We start from the raw sequence: 15,308 nt of genomic DNA on the forward strand, positions 1-15,308 counted from the left end.
AAAATATCGACAGGAGACAAACCGACCATGCAAGAAAATGTAGGCCCGACCGAAGAACTGGGAATCGAACAACGCGGCGCCGTGCTGTGGCTCACCATCCAGCGCGAAGAGCGCCGCAATGCCATGAGCCACGGCGTGATTGCTGGTATGGCCGATGCGATTCGCGCGGCTCAGCACCAACCGGACATCCGCGCGATTGTGATCACCGGTGCAGGCCCCAAGGCGTTTTGCTCGGGCGCTGACTTGCAGGCCTCCAAAGTCTTTACCGGCGACTATTCGCAACCCCACGCCCATCTAGCCCAGCTCTTGCGCGCGGCCCGCGCTAGCCATATTCCGCTGATCGCGCGGGTCAACGGCTTTTGTCTGGCCGGTGGCATGGGCCTGCTGTCCATGTGCGACATGGCCGTGGCGGCGAGCCACGCCACCTTTGGCCTGCCGGAAGTCAAAGTTGGCGTGTTTCCGGCGCAGGTACTCACGGTACTGCAGCACTTGGTGCCGCGCCGGGTGCTTGCCGAGATGTGCATCACCGGCGAACCGATCACAAGCGCACAAGCAATGGCCTATGGGCTGGTCAACCATGTGGACGACGATGTGGATGCCAAATTGCAATGGCTGCTGGACCGGATACTGGACAAGTCCCCGGCAGCCATTCGCAGGGGGCTGTACACCATGAAATCGGTGGAGACCATGGCGTTCGAGGAGTCAATGGCATTCACCGAGAGCCAGATCGCGCTCTTCACCCTCACCGATGACGCCCGCGAGGGCCAAAAAGCCTTTCAGGAAAAGCGCAAACCGCTCTGGACAGGCACATGAGTGGCTCGCTAGATACGGCAAGCCTGCTGAATATGGTGGGGGCCGTACTGTTCGGCATTGCACTCATTCACACTTTTTGCGCCAAGTACCTGGAGTCGCTGGCCCACCGCCATCCGGCGCATGCCGGTTTGTTTCATCTGCTGGGCGAGGTGGAAGTGGTGTTCGGCTTCTGGGCTTTTGTGCTGGTTGCTGCGATAGCCCTGATCGCCAGTGGCAGCGAGGCCATTGCCTATGCAGAGTCTCGCCACTACACCGAGCCGCTGTTTGTGTGCGTGGTGATGGTGGTAGCCGCTTCACGCCCGGTGCTGGAGGCCGTGCGCGCGGCCCTGAATGGCATCAGCCGGATCGTGCCGCTGCCCTCTTCCTTGGTGTTGGCCTGGCTGGGTTTGGCTGCGGTGCCGCTTCTGGGCTCCCTGATCACAGAGCCTGCCGCCATGACGCTGGCGGCCCTGATGCTCGCGCCGCAGATCTTCCGCGCCGAGATGCCTGAGCGACTTAAATATGCAGCGCTGGGCGTGCTGTTTGTCAATATTTCCATCGGCGGCACGCTCACGTCGTACGCCGCGCCGCCGGTGCTGATGGTGGCCGCCACCTGGAATTGGGATACGGCCTTCATGGCTACTCAATTCGGCTGGAAAGCCACCGTCGCCGTGCTGGTGAACGCGAGTGCCATGACCTGGTTCTTGCGGCGCCATTTGCCGGCTACGCCCGCTCACACCGGCACACCGGGGGAGGTGCCCGTGCCCGCCTTGGTGAGCCTGGTGCACCTCGCGTTTCTGACGGGCGTGGTGGTTCTTGCGCACCACCCGGTGCTGTTTCTGGGCTTGTTTTTGTTCTTTCTGGGCTACACCCAGGCCTATGCGCGATTCCAGTCGCCCTTGATCCTCAAGGAGGGTTTGCTGGTCGGATTCTTTTTGGCGGGCCTGGTGGTCTTGGGGGGCATGCAGCAGTGGTGGCTCCAACCGATCGTGTCCGGCCTCGAGCCCACGGCGCTGTTTTTCGGGGCCTTGGTGCTGACGGCTTTTACCGACAATGCGGCACTGACCTACTTGGGCTCGTTGATTCAGGGTATTTCACCCGCCTCGCAGTACATGCTGGTGGCCGGTGCCGTTGCGGGCGGGGGGCTGACGGTGATCGCCAATGCCCCCAACCCGGCGGGCGTTGCGCTGCTGCGCCACGGTTTTGATGACCAATCCATCGGTGCCGGCGGCTTGCTGCTCGGCGCCCTTCTCCCGACTGCCGTTGCGGCAGCGTGCTTTTTGCTGCTATGAACAACGACACTACTTTTGACTACATCATCATCGGCGCGGGCACTGCCGGCTGCCTGCTCGCTAACCGGTTGAGTGCCAATGCCTCCAAGCGGGTGCTGCTGATCGAGGCGGGCCGCAAGGACGATTACCACTGGATCCACATTCCCGTGGGTTATCTGTACTGTATTGGCAACCCGCGCACCGATTGGCTATTTCACACAGCCCCCGAAGCAGGGCTGAATGGGCGCAGCCTGCGCTACCCGCGAGGTAAGACCCTGGGTGGATGCAGCAGCATCAACGGCATGATTTACATGCGGGGCCAAGCCCGCGATTACGACCAATGGGCCCAACTCACGGCCGACGCCCATTGGAACTGGGACAACAGCCTGCCCTATTTCAAGCTGCATGAAGACCACCACCTCGGTGCGACGCCTCTCCATGGCGCCAAGGGCACGGCCTCGCCCATCGTCAAGAACAACGCCACGGTGTATGGCGAGGTGCTGCGGCACCACCGCGCGGGCGGGGAGTGGCGCGTAGAGAAGCAACGCCTGCGGTGGGATGTGCTGGATGCGTTTGCACAAGCGGCGCAACAGGCGGGGGTCCCGGCCACTGAGGACTTCAACCACGGTAATAACGAAGGCGTGGGCTATTTCGAGGTCAATCAGAAAGACGGCTGGCGCTGGAACACGGCCAAGGCGTTTTTGCGGCCCATGTGTTACGGGCGCCCGAATTTCGAACTCTGGAACTCGGCCCAAGTAGCCCGCCTGTTGATCGAACCGGCGGCAGAAGACACCTCTGGAGCCACCCCTCTGCGCTGTAAAGGGGTGGAAGTCTGGACCGGTAGCGAAATGGTGACAGCGACTGCGCGCGCGGAAGTTTTGCTGTGTGCGGGTGCGGTGGGATCCCCCCAAATACTCCAGCACTCCGGCATCGGCCCCGCACAGCTTTTGCAACAGTACGGCGTCAAGGTACTGCAAGACACTCCCGGCGTGGGTGCCAACCTGCAAGACCACTTGCAGATCCGCGCGGTATTCAAGGTCAAGAACACGACCACGCTCAACACCCAAGCCAACAGCCTGTGGGGCAAAGCCAAAATCGGGCTCGAATACGCCCTCAAGCGAAGCGGCCCCATGAGCATGGCGCCCAGCCAGTTGGGTGCGTTCACGCGCAGCAGCCCCGATCAAAAGTACCCCAACATCCAGTACCACGTGCAACCCTTGAGCTTGGAAGCTTTCGGCGAACCCCTGCACACCTTCAATGCGTTCACCGCCAGTGTGTGCAACCTGAACCCCACCAGCCGGGGGACGGTACAGATCCAGTCACCAGACTTCAATGCAGCGCCGCGCATTGCCCCGAACTACCTCAGTACCGACGAAGACCGCAAAGTCGCGGCGGACTCTTTGCGGGTCACACGCCGCATCGTGGCGCAACCCGCATTGCAAAAGTTTGAGCCGGAGGAATACAAACCCGGCTTGCAATTCCAGAGCGATGCCGAATTGGCGCAGCTCGCCGGTGACATTGCCACCACCATCTTCCACCCCGTGGGCACCACCAAAATGGGCCGGATCGACGGACCTGACCAGGACCCGATGGCCGTGGTAGATAGCCGCCTGAAGGTGCGCGGCGTGGCCGGCTTACGCGTGGTGGATGCCGGTGTGATGCCGCTGATCACCAGTGGCAACACCAATTCGCCCACCTTGATGATTGCCGAGAAGGCAGCGCAGTGGATTGCGGAGGACGCCGCTTTGCGCGAATGAAGGGTTTGTCCTGATGCCGTGACACCGCAGGGGCAGCTACATTTCATGCCAACGCTGAACCGAACAGCAACTGCGAGGCCCACAAGGCCGGGCATGAAACGACGCCGAGGAGACGGCTAAGAACACATCAAATAATCCTGCACATAGCGATGCAGCCTCACAAAAGCACTGGCAACCCCGGTGCTTTTTTATTTGCACTTCAATCAGGCACTGGCGCAGGTGGAATCTGCGCATATTGCTATTACTTTTATAGCAGTAGCTACCCATCTGCGAATGCGACAATCCCCCGCATGGAATTGCTTATTGCGTCGCTCGCCTCCGGTCTGGCCGGGTTTATTGATTCGATCGTAGGTGGCGGCGGACTCATCCTCACACCCGCCCTGTTTGCCCTGTTTCCGCACACGGCGCCGGCTACCTTGTTCGGCACCAACAAAGGCGCAGCAGTGGCCGGCACAGCATTTGCCGCGGTTCAATACAACCGCAAGGTGTCTTTGCCTTGGAAGGCTCTACTGCCGGCCACCGCGGTTTGCTTTTCTGCCGCGCTGACGGGCGCATGGGTGGTGACCCAAGTCTCCCCTGAATACTTGCGCAAGGCGCTCCCTTTCATCTTGGTGCTGGTACTCGGCTACACACTCGCCAAAAAAGAATTGGGCCGGCACCATGCGCCGCGTTTCAGCGGTAGGCACGAGGTGCTGATCGCCTGCAGCGTCGGGGGCATCATTGGCTTTTATGACGGATTTTTTGGCCCCGGCACCGGCAGCTTCTTTGTGTTTTTGCTGGTGCGGCTCTTGGGTTACGATTTTTTGCACGCTTCGGCGGGCGCCAAATTACTGAACACCGCCTCGAACGCGGCCGCCTTGCTGTTGTTCAGCTTTACGGGCCATGTCTGGTGGCACTACGTGGTGTTCATGGCCTTGGCCAACGTGGCGGGCAGCCTGGCCGGCACCCACCTTGCGCTCAAGCACGGTACCGGTTTTGTGCGCTCGGTGTTTATTGCGGTGGTTTCCGCACTGATCCTGAAAACCGCCTACGACGCCTTTTTGCGAGGCCTCTAGCCCGCTTTAGCGGGCCGTTGGCCAGGGCAAGTCGGCCGCCACGCGCGGCTTCCCGAGGGGGGCGGTGGCTTTACCTTGGCTGACCGCGGCCAAGTCTTCCTCGCTGGGGTATTGGCCCAAGAGCCAGTAGTCAAAGGTACGCCGGGCAATAGGCGCTGCGGAAGCCGCTCCGAAGCCGGCGTTCTCGACGATCACCGCCAGAGCGATCTTCGGGTCATCGGCCGGCGCAAACGCCACATACAACGAGTGGTCGCGCTGATGCTCCTCCATGGTGGAGGCGTTGTATTTCTGGTTTTTTCCCAAGCTCACCGCCTGTGCTGTCCCGGTTTTGCCGCCACTGACATAACCGGCCCCTGCAAATACGCGCGTGCCCGTGCCCCCTTGGGTTACGCCAACCATGGCGTCACGGATCACCTTCAAATTCTCAGGCTTGTAGCCCAAATCAATCGGGGGCTCAGGCGCCACCGGGGTACGCACCCGGGTCGTGGCATCTTGTGTCGCAATCACGAGTTGGGGTTTGTGCTTGACGCCGTTATTGGCAATTACTGCCACCGCCTGTGCCACCTGCAGCATGGTGAAGCTGTTGTACCCCTGCCCAATGCCCAGAGAGATGGTTTCCCCGGCGTACCATTTTTGGTGCTCTGGCCGCTTGTAGTACTTGCGTTTCCAAGCCTGGCTGGGCAGCACACCACGAACCTCGCCGTTCACATCAATGCCGGTCAGTTGCCCGAAACCCAACGGTGCCATGAAGTCGTGCATGGTGTCTACACCGAGCTCATTGGCCAACGAGTAAAAGTACACGTTGCTCGACTCCACGATCGCGCGGCGCATATCCATGATGCCGCCCTTTTCGTTGGCAGGACTGCCGAAGCGGTTACCCCCAAATATGTAGGTCCCGGTATCGTTGATCAGGGTTTGGGGCGTGCGCGTGCCGGTTTCCAGAGCGGCCAAAGCCATGAAGGGCTTGTACGTCGACCCCGGCGGATAGGTGCCTCGCAAGGCCCGGTTGAGCAGGGGTTTATCGATGGACTCGTTGAGCATCTGCCAGTTCTCCTGGTCAATGCCCTCAACAAACAAATTGGAATCAAAGGTCGGCTTGCTGACAAAGGCCAGCACTTCACCCGTCTTGGGGTCTAAGGCCACCAAGGCACCGCGACGGCTGCCAAACATGTCTTCGATCAGCTTTTGAAGCTTGATGTCGATGGACAGCATCACCACGTTACCCGGCGTTGACGGATTGCTGGCGAGCTTGCGCACCGCCCGGCCTCCAGCCGAGGTTTCGATGCGCTCCACGCCGGTGGTGCCGTGCAACACGGACTCGAAGCTCTGCTCTACCCCGAGCTTCCCGATGTACTCGGTGCCCCGGTAATTGGCCTGGTCTTCGCTGTCGTCGATCCGTTCTTTTTCCGCCCGGTTGATGCGACCGATGTAGCCAATAACGTGGCTCGCCAACTCGCCGTAGGGGTAGTTGCGGAACAGGCGTGCCTTGATTTCGACACCGGGAAAGCGAAAGCGTTGTGCGGCAAACCGGGCGACTTCGGCGTCGGTCAGCCGGGTGCGGATGGGCAAAGACTCAAAGCTCTTGGACTCCTCCATCAGCTTTTTGAAACGCCGCCGGTCCCGCGGCGTGATGTCGACCACTTGTGCAAGTTCGTCCAAAGTGGCTTCGACGCCGCCGCTTTTGGACGGCGTTATTTCGAGGGTGTAGGCCGAATAGTTGCTGGCAAGTACCACCCCGTTGCGGTCCATGATCAGGCCGCGATTGGGGACGATCGGAACGATGGAGGTGCGGTTGCTCTCCGCTTGGGCCCGCAAATCGTCATGGCGGAATATCTGGAGATAGACCAGGCGCGCAAAAAGCAAAACGAAGCACAACAAGACCAGCACGCTGACCGCAAAGATGCGGGTGCGAAAGCGGGCCAGGTCGGCTTGTACATTGCGCAACTCAGTCATCAGAGCGCACCTTACAGGGGTCGGTTGGCATCAGGGTCCGGCGCACGCCGCTGCGGCGCAAGCAGCACGATACTCGCAACCGGCCACAGCGCAGCCTCCAGAAAAGGTGCCAGCATCAATAGCCAGCCGGGAAAAGCACCGCCACCGGCCATGCGCAAAAACAATTCCAAACCATGCGCAGCCGCAAACAAAGGGAACACCTGGGCAGCCTGCGAAGGAACCGAAAACCAGAGCAAGCGTCGGTGCACCGCAATCGCCAGAAAGCTCAACACCGTGTACGACATGGCATGTTGCCCCAGCAGCGCACCTTGATGGACGTCCATCAACAAGCCCATGAAAAAGGCGGCACCAATGCCCACGCGAAGGGGCTGGTGTACCGTCCAAAACACCAGCACGAGGGCCAGCATGTCAGGCGTCCAAGCTGAGCGGCCCCACCACCCCATGTTGAACAGCATGTTCAGCAACAAAGCGCTCAGCAGGCTTCCCCATATGAACAAGGGTTTGGCCGGCAACAGCAATTGCTGCCCGGGTCGCATGATCATGGTTTAGCCCCTTTGGCTTTCGGGGTGACGGATAAAGGCTCGGGCTGCGGGCGCGCCGGTATTTTGTCGCCCAGTGGATCAAGAACGATCACATGCCCGGCACCGGAGACCAGCCCGAGCGGCACGCAGTAAATGCGCGCAAATACCGCATCCACTTTACGCTCTACTTTTTCCACCCTGGCCACGGGCAGGCCGGGCGGGTAAATGCCATCAACACCGCTGGTGGTCAACAAGTCGCCCACTGCCACATCCGCGTTGGCCGCCATGTAGCGCAACTCCAGGGCATCTGCATAGGAGGAGGTATCACCAAATGCCACTCCGCGCGCTCCGGTGCGGGCGTTCAGCACCGGAATCGCGTGGTCCCGGTCGGTAATCAAGGTCACTTCACTCGTGAGCGGATACACACGGGTCACTTGTCCGATGACACCCGACTCATCCAGCACCGGAGAACCCAAGGCGACCCGGTGCAGTTGCCCCCGGTCGATGATCACTTTGCGGGTGTAGGGGTCGGCAGCGTCGTAGATGACCTGGGCAGCACGGAAATTGGTGTCAAGGCGTGCCGAAAGATCCAGCAGCTTGCGCAAACGCTGATTTTCCAACTCGAGCTGATCGACCTGATTGGCGCGCAGTGACTGCGTACTCAATTTGCGCCGCGCTTCTTCCTGCACGGTTTCTGCGGTTGCGAGCGTCGAGAAATACGCCGACAGCTGCCCCGCAGCGGCCAAAGGCTGCAAAGCCAGCCACTGCACCGGATAGAGCACGGCTGCAAGTGCCGTGCGCAGGGGTTGCATCACTTTGAAGCGAGCATCTGACACCATCAACAACAGCGCAAATGCGCTGCAGACAGCCAGCTTGGTCAGGGCCGAAGGGCCCTGACGGAAGAAGGGGGAGGATCTCTGTCCAGCGTACCGAGTGGCATCGCTGTGTCCGGGATAAGTGAAGATTATTCGCTGGTGAAAATGGAACCCAAGCGCTCCATCTGTTCCAACGCGATGCCACAACCACGAACCACGCAGGTCAGCGGATCTTCAGCAACCAACACCGGCAAGCCGGTTTCCTCGGCCAACAAACGGTCCAAGTCGCGCAACAAGGCGCCACCACCGGTCAGCATCATGCCGCGGTCCGCAATGTCTGCACCCAACTCAGGCGGGGTTTGCTCCAAAGCATTCTTGACGGCAGAGACAATGTTGTTCAACGGGTCGGTCAGTGCTTCCAGGATTTCGTTGGAAGAGATCGTGAAGCTGCGGGGCACACCTTCCGACAAGTTGCGACCACGGACTTCCATTTCCTTGACTTCAGAGCCGGGGAATGCAGAACCGATTTGCTTCTTGATAGCTTCAGCAGTGGGCTCACCGATCAGCATGCCGTAGTTGCGGCGGATGTAGTTGATGATGGCTTCGTCAAACTTGTCGCCACCGACGCGGACAGAGCCCTTGTAAACCATGCCGCCCAAAGAGATCACGCCGACTTCGGTGGTACCGCCGCCGATGTCCACCACCATGGAGCCGCTGGCTTCGGCCACTGGCAAACCGGCACCGATGGCTGCTGCCATGGGCTCTTCAATCAGGTACACGTCGCTGGCACCTGCGCCCAGCGCAGATTCGCGGATGGCACGACGCTCCACTTGGGTGGAGCCGCAAGGCACGCAAATGATGATGCGGGGGCTCGGCTTGAACACGCCGCGGGGGTGCACCATCTTGATGAACTGCTTGAGCATCTGCTCAGTCACGGTGAAGTCGGCAATCACGCCGTCCTTCATCGGGCGGATCGCCTCGATGTTGCCGGGCACTTTGCCCAACATGGCTTTGGCTTCGCGGCCTACGGCCTGGATCGTCTTCTTGCCTTGAGGACCGCCTTCGTGGCGAATCGCGACCACTGAGGGCTCGTCGAGCACAATGCCCTTGTCTCGCACGTAAATCAGGGTGTTGGCAGTGCCAAGGTCAATCGCCAAGTCAGTAGAAAAATACTGACGGAAAGCTCCAAACATTACATTTCCTCTCAAGCGTGCCGCGCGCTTCGGCGCAACACCACCGGTTTTAACAATATAAATTCGTAAGTTTGGCGTCAAAGACCGCGGGTTTCCGAGCCTCTGGCCAAAGGCAGGATAATAACCCATCCCCTGTGAATAACTCCGGACGGAAAGCGTGGTTTCACACGATTTACCGCCGGTTTCAACCCTTCTACACCCATGTCCTTGACATCTGCCGACATCGCTCGTATCGCCAATTTAGCGCGCCTCGAACTCCAACCGGAGGAAAGTGAGCGCATGCTGACCCAATTGAACGGTTTTTTTGGAATCGTGGAGACCATGCGCGCAGTCGACACGATGGGCATTCAGCCCTTGGCACACCCGGTGGCGACCATTCAAGACATCACCCTGCGCTTGCGGGACGACCTTGCCACAGAGACAAACCAACGCGAGGCCAACCAACGCAGCGCGCCCGCCGTGGAGCGCGGGCTCTTTTTGGTGCCCAAGGTTATTGAGTAAAGCTACGTAAATTTATGACGACTCCCCTCTCCACCCGCGCGCCGCATGACTTGAGTGTTCAAGAACTGGTGACCGCGCTCGCCGACAAACAAGTATCTGCCACCGAACTCGCCCAGCATTTTCTGGACCGGGGCCAAGCCCACAGTGCGCTCGGCGTCTATGTCGACAGCAACCCCGAAGCCACCCTGACCCAGGCCCGCGCGTCGGACGCCCGCATTGCGGCAGGCAACGCCCGCCCCCTGGATGGCTTGCCCCTAGCGCACAAAGACATTTTTGTGACCCGTGATTTCGCCACCACCGCCGGCTCCCGCATGCTCAAGGGCTACCGCTCGCCTTTTGATGCCACTGTGGTGAGCAAACTGGCAGATGCAGGCGCGGTTACTTTGGGCAAAGTGAACTGCGACGAGTTCGCCATGGGCTCCAGCAACGAAAACACGGCGGTTGCGCCCGTGGGCAGCGACACCGTAGAACCGGTGCGCAACCCGTGGGATACCACCCGCATTCCTGGTGGCTCTTCCGGCGGCAGTGCAGCCGTCGTAGCCGCCCGCTTGGCACCTGCTGCGACCGGCACCGACACAGGCGGCTCGATCCGCCAACCGGCCGCGTTTTGCGGCATCACCGGCATCAAGCCGACCTACGGCCGCGCTTCGCGCTACGGCATGGTGGCGTTTGCATCCAGTCTGGACCAAGCCGGCCCCATGGCCCGCAGCGCAGAAGACTGCGCCTTGCTTTTGTCAGCCATGTGCGGCCCGGACCCGGACCGCGATTCCACTTCGCTCGATGCACCTGCCGAGAACTTCTCGCGCAAGCTGAACGACAGCATTGAAGGCCTGCGCATCGGCGTGCCGAAAGAGTTTTTCAGCGAAGGTTTGTCTGACGATGTGCGCGCGTCGGTCGATGCAGCGCTCAAGCAATACGAACAACTCGGCGCCAAGCTAGTGCCGATTGCATTGCCACGCACCGAGCTCTCCATCCCGGTGTACTACATCATTGCGCCCGCTGAAGCGTCGAGCAACCTGAGCCGTTTTGACGGCGTGAAGTTCGGCCACCGCGCCAAAAACTACGGCGACCTCGCCGACATGTACAAAAAGACGCGCGCCGAAGGCTTTGGCGACGAAGTCAAGCGCCGCATCATGATCGGCACCTATGTGCTGAGCCATGGCTACTACGACGCCTATTACCTGCAGGCCCAAAAAATCCGCCGCATGATTGCGGACGATTTCCAGAATGCCTTCAAGGAGTGCGATGTCATTGCCGGCCCTGTTGCGCCTACGGTGGCATGGAAGATCGGCGAAAAATCGGATGACCCGGTTGCCAACTATCTGGCTGATATCTTCACCCTTTCCGGCTCTTTGGCCGGTCTGCCGGGCATGAGCATTCCTGTCGGCTTTGCCAAAGCGGAGGCGGACAAGGGCTTGCCCATCGGCATGCAGTTGCTGGGCAACTATCTTGACGAAGCTCGCCTGCTCAACGCTGCGCACCGCTTCCAACAAGCGACTGACTACCACTTGGCCAAGCCTGCAGGATTCTGAATATGAGTGAGACCGTGAACACATTCGAAGCACAACAACAGGGTCGCCCCACCGGCCCTCTGGTGCACGGCTACGAGGTCATCATTGGCTTTGAGACCCACGCCCAGCTCTCGACCCTGTCGAAGATTTTCTCCCGCGCCAGTACCGCCTTTGGCGCTGAGCCCAACACCCAGGCCTGCGCGGTGGACCTGGCCTTGCCGGGCACCCTGCCGGTGATGAACAAGGGCGCAGTAGAACGCGCCATACAGTTCGGACTCGCCATCGGCTCCCACATCGCGCCACGCAGCGTTTTTGCCCGCAAAAACTACTTCTACCCGGATCTACCCAAGGGCTACCAGATCAGCCAGTTTGAGATTCCGGTGGTGCAAGGCGGCGCGGTGGAATTTTTTCTCGAGACAGGCAAAGGCGCTGACTTGGTACGGGAAAAGAAAACCGTCCGCCTGGTGCGCGCGCACCTCGAAGAAGATGCGGGCAAGTCTTTGCACGAAGACTTCATCGGGCAAAGCGGCATTGACCTGAACCGCGCGGGCACGCCCCTGCTGGAAATCGTGACGGAACCCGACATGCGCTCCAGCGCCGAAGCCGTGGCCTACGCCAAAGAACTGCACAAGATCGTGACCTGGATCGGCATCTGCGACGGCAACATGCAGGAAGGCTCCTTCCGCTGCGACGCCAACGTATCGGTCCGCAAACCGGGCCAACCCCTCGGCACCCGCCGCGAGATCAAAAACCTGAACAGCTTCAAGTTCATGCAGCAAGCCATCGACTACGAGGTGCGCTGGCAGATCGAGCAGATCGAAGACGGGTTGGAAATCCAGCAGGCCACCGTGCTCTTTAACCCTGACACGGGCGAAACCCGCGCCATGCGCACCAAGGAAGATGCAGCCGACTACCGTTATTTCCCGGACCCGGATCTACCGCCGCTATGCATTTCAGAGCAGTGGATCGAGACAGTTCGCGGGCAAATGGCTGAATTGCCTCGCAACATGGCAGCGCGTTTCCAAGCGGATTACGGTCTGAGTGAGTACGACGCGACGCAGCTCACACAAAGCTTGGCACTCGCCACCTACTTTGAGGCGGCCGCGAAGGCCAGTGGACAAGCCAAACTGGCCAGCAACTGGATTACCGGTGAATTGGCCCGTCGCCTCAATGGCGAAGACCTGTCGGTGGAGCAATCACCGGTTGCCGCGGAGACTTTGGCCAAACTGATCAGCCGCATCGCAGACAGCACCGTTTCCAACAGCGCAGCCAAACAGGTGTTTGATGCCTTGTGGGACGGCGGCACTGACGTCGATGCGGTCATCGAAGCCAAGGGCCTCAAGCAGATGAACGACACCGGCGCGCTCGAAGCGATCGTCGTTCAAGTGATTGAAGCCAACGCCAAGAACGTGGCCGAATTCAAGGCGGGTAACGAGAAAGCCCTGAACGGCTTGGTCGGCCAGATCATGAAAGCCAGCAAAGGCAAGGCGAACCCGCAACAGGTCAACGACCTGCTACGCAGCAAACTAGCGGGTTAAGCCTTACCGGTTGGCAGCGGCTGCGGCGGCCCAGAGTTGTCGCAGCCGAACCAGTTCATCGTCAAAGCGGGCATTGACGCGTTTGGTTTCGGCGTCCTGCTCGCTAATAAACCGCTCTTGCACCGCTTTGCTCTGCTCGTTTTCTTCGAGCTGTCGGCGCAGGTATGCAGGTGCTTTGTTGGGGTCCTTTTTGTAGAACTCCATTTCCGCATCAATGGCGAGGCGCTGCTTGGCGAGCTCATCCACGCGGTTGGTGGCAGCCTTCACGACCACCGCAATTTGGGCCAGTGCATCAGACCGCTCTTGGTCGTGCACAACTTTGCTCGGGTAGCGCACCAATAGGGCACGGTCCCGGCGCTTTTCTTCGGCGATCCGATTGCGGTCCTCTTGTTCGCGCTTCTCGCGCGCCTCCAGTTCCGCCAGCTCCTTGGAAGTCAAACTGGGGCCGACCTTGGCGCGGGTGGTCCCGCTGGGATTCAGGATCCGTTGCTCGCGATCAATACATTCCTGAATCGGTCGATCTGCGGTGAGCTTGCGGCCCTTTGCATCCACACAGGTGTAGATGCCCCCGGCAGCAGGCGCTGAACTCTGAGCGCTCGCCGTGGGCACGACACCCAGGCAAAGCCCTCCCCACACCATCGTTGCCACCAAGGCGGACTGCTTCATTTATTCACTTTCATCGACACCGTAACGCTGACGGTAAGCCAGCACACGCTCGGCGTCTGCTGCGGACCCATCGGTCTCTTGCAAATACTGCATCAAATCGCCCAGCTTCGCAATTGCGCAGACGTTCAAGCCCAGCTGACCACGCACGTATTGCACGGCGCTGTAAGGCACATCTTTGCCATTCTCCGTTGCCATCTCCTGCCGGTCCAGTGCAATGCATACGGCATGCGGAATAGCGCCGGCGGCTTGGATGATGGCGATCGACTCGCGGGCTGCAGTCCCGGCAGACATGACGTCATCCACAATCAATACGCGACCTTTCAGGGGAGCACCGACCAATGTGCCGCCCTCACCATGGTCTTTGGCCTCTTTGCGGTTGTAGGCAAAAGGTACGTTGCGGCCCCGGCGAGCCAGCTCAATCGCCACGGCAGCGCCCAGCGGAATACCCTTGTACGCAGGCCCGAACACCATGTCAAACTCGATGCCGCTTTCGATCAAGCGCTCCGCATAAAATCCCGCGAGCTGCCCCAGTTTGGCGCCATCGTCAAACAGGCCAGCATTGAAAAAGTAGGGGCTCATGCGACCGGCTTTGGTTTTGAATTCGCCGAATCGCAGCACGCCACATGCCACAGCAAACTGTACAAACTCTTGTGCCAACGGGTCTTTGTCCGACATGGGGAAATCCTTGTTTAAATTAACCAGCCTGAACCTGAACGGCATCCGTTCCGCCACCAGCAAAGGCCTTGAAGCCTGGCTTGCCCAAGCGCAGCCCGATTGTATTTGCGTCCAGGAAGTCAAAGCCCAGGCCACGGACGTTGCGGGCAAGTTCGAGTCCTTTGGCGATCTGAAAGGGCATTTCCATTTTGCGGAGAAAAAGGGTTATTCCGGTGTGGGCATCTACACCCGGGCCGTACCGAGCGACGTCCGGGTGGGATACGGCTCCCAAGAGTTTGACGCGGAGGGTCGCTATGTGGAGCTGCGTTTTGACACGCCCAGCCGCAAGTTCTCCATCATCAGCGCGTATTTCCCGAGCGGCTCTTCCGGGGAAGACCGGCAAGCCGCCAAGTTCCGATTCTTGGAAGAGTTTTACCCCCATCTCCAGGACCTCCGGTCAGGGCGTGAGTTGGTGCTGTGTGGCGACCTCAATATTGCGCACCAAGAGATTGACCTGAAAAACTGGAAAGGCAACAAAAAGAACTCCGGCTTTTTGCCCGAAGAGCGGGCGTGGATGACCAAGGCTCTCACCGACGGAGGGCTGGTAGATGTGCACCGCACGCTACACCCGACGGCCACCGAAGAAAGCTACACATGGTGGAGCAATCGCGGGCAAGCCTACGCCAAGAACGTGGGCTGGCGACTCGACTACCACTTGGCCACCCCTGCTTTCGCCGCCACAGCCAAGGAAGTCGCCATTTACAAGGCCGAGAAGTTTTCCGACCATGCACCCGTCACCGTCGCCTACGACTGGACTTTTTGACCGGTTGCCGAGCAACAGCGGGGCTGTGATCTCCCATCAAAAAGAGCCCTCTCGGGGCTCTTTTTTTATGGCTTTTGCGCTTTGCGACGCCGGGCCACTGCACCCAAAACGGCCAGCCCACCCAACATCAGGGCATAAGTCTCCGGCTCGGGTACCGGTGTCATGATGGAGACCTTGATGAACATGTCGTCGTAGTCGTGGTCTTTGGCCTTGTCGTTGAACATCAACAATGCACTCTGTTTATCGCTGCTCAAGACC

The 15,308-nt window shown here is 59.9% G+C and carries 15 protein-coding genes; 8 read left to right on the forward strand and 7 right to left on the reverse strand.

What is annotated here, in order from left to right; genetic code table 11:
* Positions 1-27 precede the first annotated feature (27 nt).
* The 4 genes from RAE21_RS15215 (at position 28) to RAE21_RS15230 (ending at position 4,875) form a co-directional block, all read left to right on the forward strand.
* Complete coding sequence (locus RAE21_RS15215) at positions 28-813, forward strand: enoyl-CoA hydratase/isomerase family protein (protein ID WP_313882078.1); 786 nt, start codon at positions 28-30, stop codon at positions 811-813.
* Complete coding sequence (locus RAE21_RS15220; RefSeq protein ID WP_313882079.1) at positions 810-2,084, forward strand: putative Na+/H+ antiporter; 1,275 nt, start codon at positions 810-812, stop codon at positions 2,082-2,084. Before RAE21_RS15215 ends, RAE21_RS15220 begins: the two co-directional genes overlap by 4 nt.
* On the forward strand, positions 2,081-3,820 hold the full coding sequence (locus RAE21_RS15225; protein ID WP_313882080.1) for a GMC family oxidoreductase: 1,740 nt from the start codon (positions 2,081-2,083) through the stop codon (positions 3,818-3,820). Before RAE21_RS15220 ends, RAE21_RS15225 begins: the two co-directional genes overlap by 4 nt.
* 290 nt (positions 3,821-4,110) lie before the next feature.
* On the forward strand, positions 4,111-4,875 hold the full coding sequence (locus RAE21_RS15230) for a sulfite exporter TauE/SafE family protein (protein WP_313882081.1): 765 nt from the start codon (positions 4,111-4,113) through the stop codon (positions 4,873-4,875).
* Positions 4,876-4,881: 6 nt separating this feature from the next.
* On the opposite strand, the gene mrdA is transcribed toward RAE21_RS15230, so the two are convergent.
* Genes mrdA through RAE21_RS15250 form a run of 4 tightly spaced genes read right to left on the reverse strand, consistent with a single transcriptional unit; the run spans position 4,882 to position 9,357 of the window.
* Complete coding sequence (gene mrdA, locus RAE21_RS15235) at positions 4,882-6,828, reverse strand: penicillin-binding protein 2 (RefSeq protein ID WP_313882082.1); 1,947 nt, start codon at positions 6,826-6,828, stop codon at positions 4,882-4,884.
* 11 nt (positions 6,829-6,839) lie between these two features.
* Positions 6,840-7,370 carry a rod shape-determining protein MreD gene (gene mreD / locus RAE21_RS15240; protein WP_313874430.1) on the reverse strand — a complete coding sequence of 177 codons (531 nt, stop codon included), beginning with the start codon at positions 7,368-7,370 and terminating at the stop codon, positions 6,840-6,842.
* Positions 7,367-8,371 (reverse strand): rod shape-determining protein MreC, encoded by a 1,005-nt coding sequence (mreC, locus tag RAE21_RS15245; protein ID WP_313882083.1) that lies wholly within the window; start codon positions 8,369-8,371, stop codon positions 7,367-7,369. Before mreC ends, mreD begins: the two co-directional genes overlap by 4 nt.
* On the reverse strand, positions 8,314-9,357 hold the full coding sequence (locus RAE21_RS15250; RefSeq protein ID WP_313874432.1) for a rod shape-determining protein: 1,044 nt from the start codon (positions 9,355-9,357) through the stop codon (positions 8,314-8,316). Before RAE21_RS15250 ends, mreC begins: the two co-directional genes overlap by 58 nt.
* A gap of 201 nt (positions 9,358-9,558) precedes the next feature.
* Between RAE21_RS15250 and gatC the strand changes: the two genes are divergently transcribed.
* From gatC to gatB, 3 genes are read left to right on the forward strand one after another with little or no spacing between them, the layout of a single operon-like run.
* Positions 9,559-9,858 carry an Asp-tRNA(Asn)/Glu-tRNA(Gln) amidotransferase subunit GatC gene (gene gatC / locus RAE21_RS15255; protein WP_313882084.1) on the forward strand — a complete coding sequence of 100 codons (300 nt, stop codon included), beginning with the start codon at positions 9,559-9,561 and terminating at the stop codon, positions 9,856-9,858.
* Between the two features lie 14 nt (positions 9,859-9,872).
* Entirely contained in the window at positions 9,873-11,390 is a 1,518-nt protein-coding gene (gene gatA, locus RAE21_RS15260) for an Asp-tRNA(Asn)/Glu-tRNA(Gln) amidotransferase subunit GatA (RefSeq protein WP_313882085.1), read from the forward strand.
* Positions 11,391-11,392: 2 nt separating this feature from the next.
* Positions 11,393-12,907, forward strand: coding sequence for an Asp-tRNA(Asn)/Glu-tRNA(Gln) amidotransferase subunit GatB (gene gatB, locus RAE21_RS15265; protein ID WP_313882086.1), 1,515 nt, complete (start codon positions 11,393-11,395; stop codon positions 12,905-12,907).
* A 3-nt stretch (positions 12,908-12,910) separates the two neighbouring features.
* Here the strand turns inward: gatB and RAE21_RS15270 are convergent, their stop codons facing one another.
* On the reverse strand, positions 12,911-13,573 hold the full coding sequence (locus RAE21_RS15270) for a DUF4124 domain-containing protein (protein WP_313882087.1): 663 nt from the start codon (positions 13,571-13,573) through the stop codon (positions 12,911-12,913).
* Positions 13,574-14,248 (reverse strand): orotate phosphoribosyltransferase, encoded by a 675-nt coding sequence (gene pyrE / locus RAE21_RS15275; protein WP_313882088.1) that lies wholly within the window; start codon positions 14,246-14,248, stop codon positions 13,574-13,576.
* 10 nt (positions 14,249-14,258) lie between these two features.
* Between pyrE and RAE21_RS15280 the strand changes: the two genes are divergently transcribed.
* The gene (locus RAE21_RS15280; protein WP_313882089.1) at positions 14,259-15,050 is read left to right on the forward strand and encodes an exodeoxyribonuclease III; all 792 of its coding nucleotides are present in this window, start codon (positions 14,259-14,261) and stop codon (positions 15,048-15,050) included.
* Positions 15,051-15,115: 65 nt separating this feature from the next.
* Here RAE21_RS15280 and RAE21_RS15285 read toward each other — a convergent pair whose 3' ends face one another.
* Entirely contained in the window at positions 15,116-15,304 is a 189-nt protein-coding gene (locus tag RAE21_RS15285; RefSeq protein WP_313882090.1) for a PEP-CTERM sorting domain-containing protein, read from the reverse strand.
* Between the last annotated feature and the right edge of the window lie 4 nt (positions 15,305-15,308).

Origin of the sequence: Rhodoferax potami (assembly GCF_032193765.1) — a bacterium.
In the GTDB taxonomy this organism is placed as follows: Bacteria; Pseudomonadota; Gammaproteobacteria; order Burkholderiales; family Burkholderiaceae_C; genus Allorhodoferax; species Allorhodoferax potami.

Bases quoted from the DNA above. Each gene is read 5' to 3' on its own strand.
- RAE21_RS15215 (WP_313882078.1), top strand. From the start codon at position 28: ATGCAAGAAAATGTAGGCCCGACCGAAGAACTGGGAATCGAACAACGC.
- RAE21_RS15220 (WP_313882079.1), top strand. From the start codon at position 810: ATGAGTGGCTCGCTAGATACGGCAAGCCTGCTGAATATGGTGGGGGCC.
- RAE21_RS15225 (WP_313882080.1), top strand. From the start codon at position 2,081: ATGAACAACGACACTACTTTTGACTACATCATCATCGGCGCGGGCACT.
- RAE21_RS15230 (WP_313882081.1), top strand. From the start codon at position 4,111: ATGGAATTGCTTATTGCGTCGCTCGCCTCCGGTCTGGCCGGGTTTATT.
- mrdA (WP_313882082.1), bottom strand. From the start codon at position 6,828: ATGACTGAGTTGCGCAATGTACAAGCCGACCTGGCCCGCTTTCGCACC.
- mreD (WP_313874430.1), bottom strand. From the start codon at position 7,370: ATGATCATGCGACCCGGGCAGCAATTGCTGTTGCCGGCCAAACCCTTG.
- RAE21_RS15250 (WP_313874432.1), bottom strand. From the start codon at position 9,357: ATGTTTGGAGCTTTCCGTCAGTATTTTTCTACTGACTTGGCGATTGAC.
- gatC (WP_313882084.1), top strand. From the start codon at position 9,559: ATGTCCTTGACATCTGCCGACATCGCTCGTATCGCCAATTTAGCGCGC.
- gatA (WP_313882085.1), top strand. From the start codon at position 9,873: ATGACGACTCCCCTCTCCACCCGCGCGCCGCATGACTTGAGTGTTCAA.
- gatB (WP_313882086.1), top strand. From the start codon at position 11,393: ATGAGTGAGACCGTGAACACATTCGAAGCACAACAACAGGGTCGCCCC.
- RAE21_RS15270 (WP_313882087.1), bottom strand. From the start codon at position 13,573: ATGAAGCAGTCCGCCTTGGTGGCAACGATGGTGTGGGGAGGGCTTTGC.
- pyrE (WP_313882088.1), bottom strand. From the start codon at position 14,248: ATGTCGGACAAAGACCCGTTGGCACAAGAGTTTGTACAGTTTGCTGTG.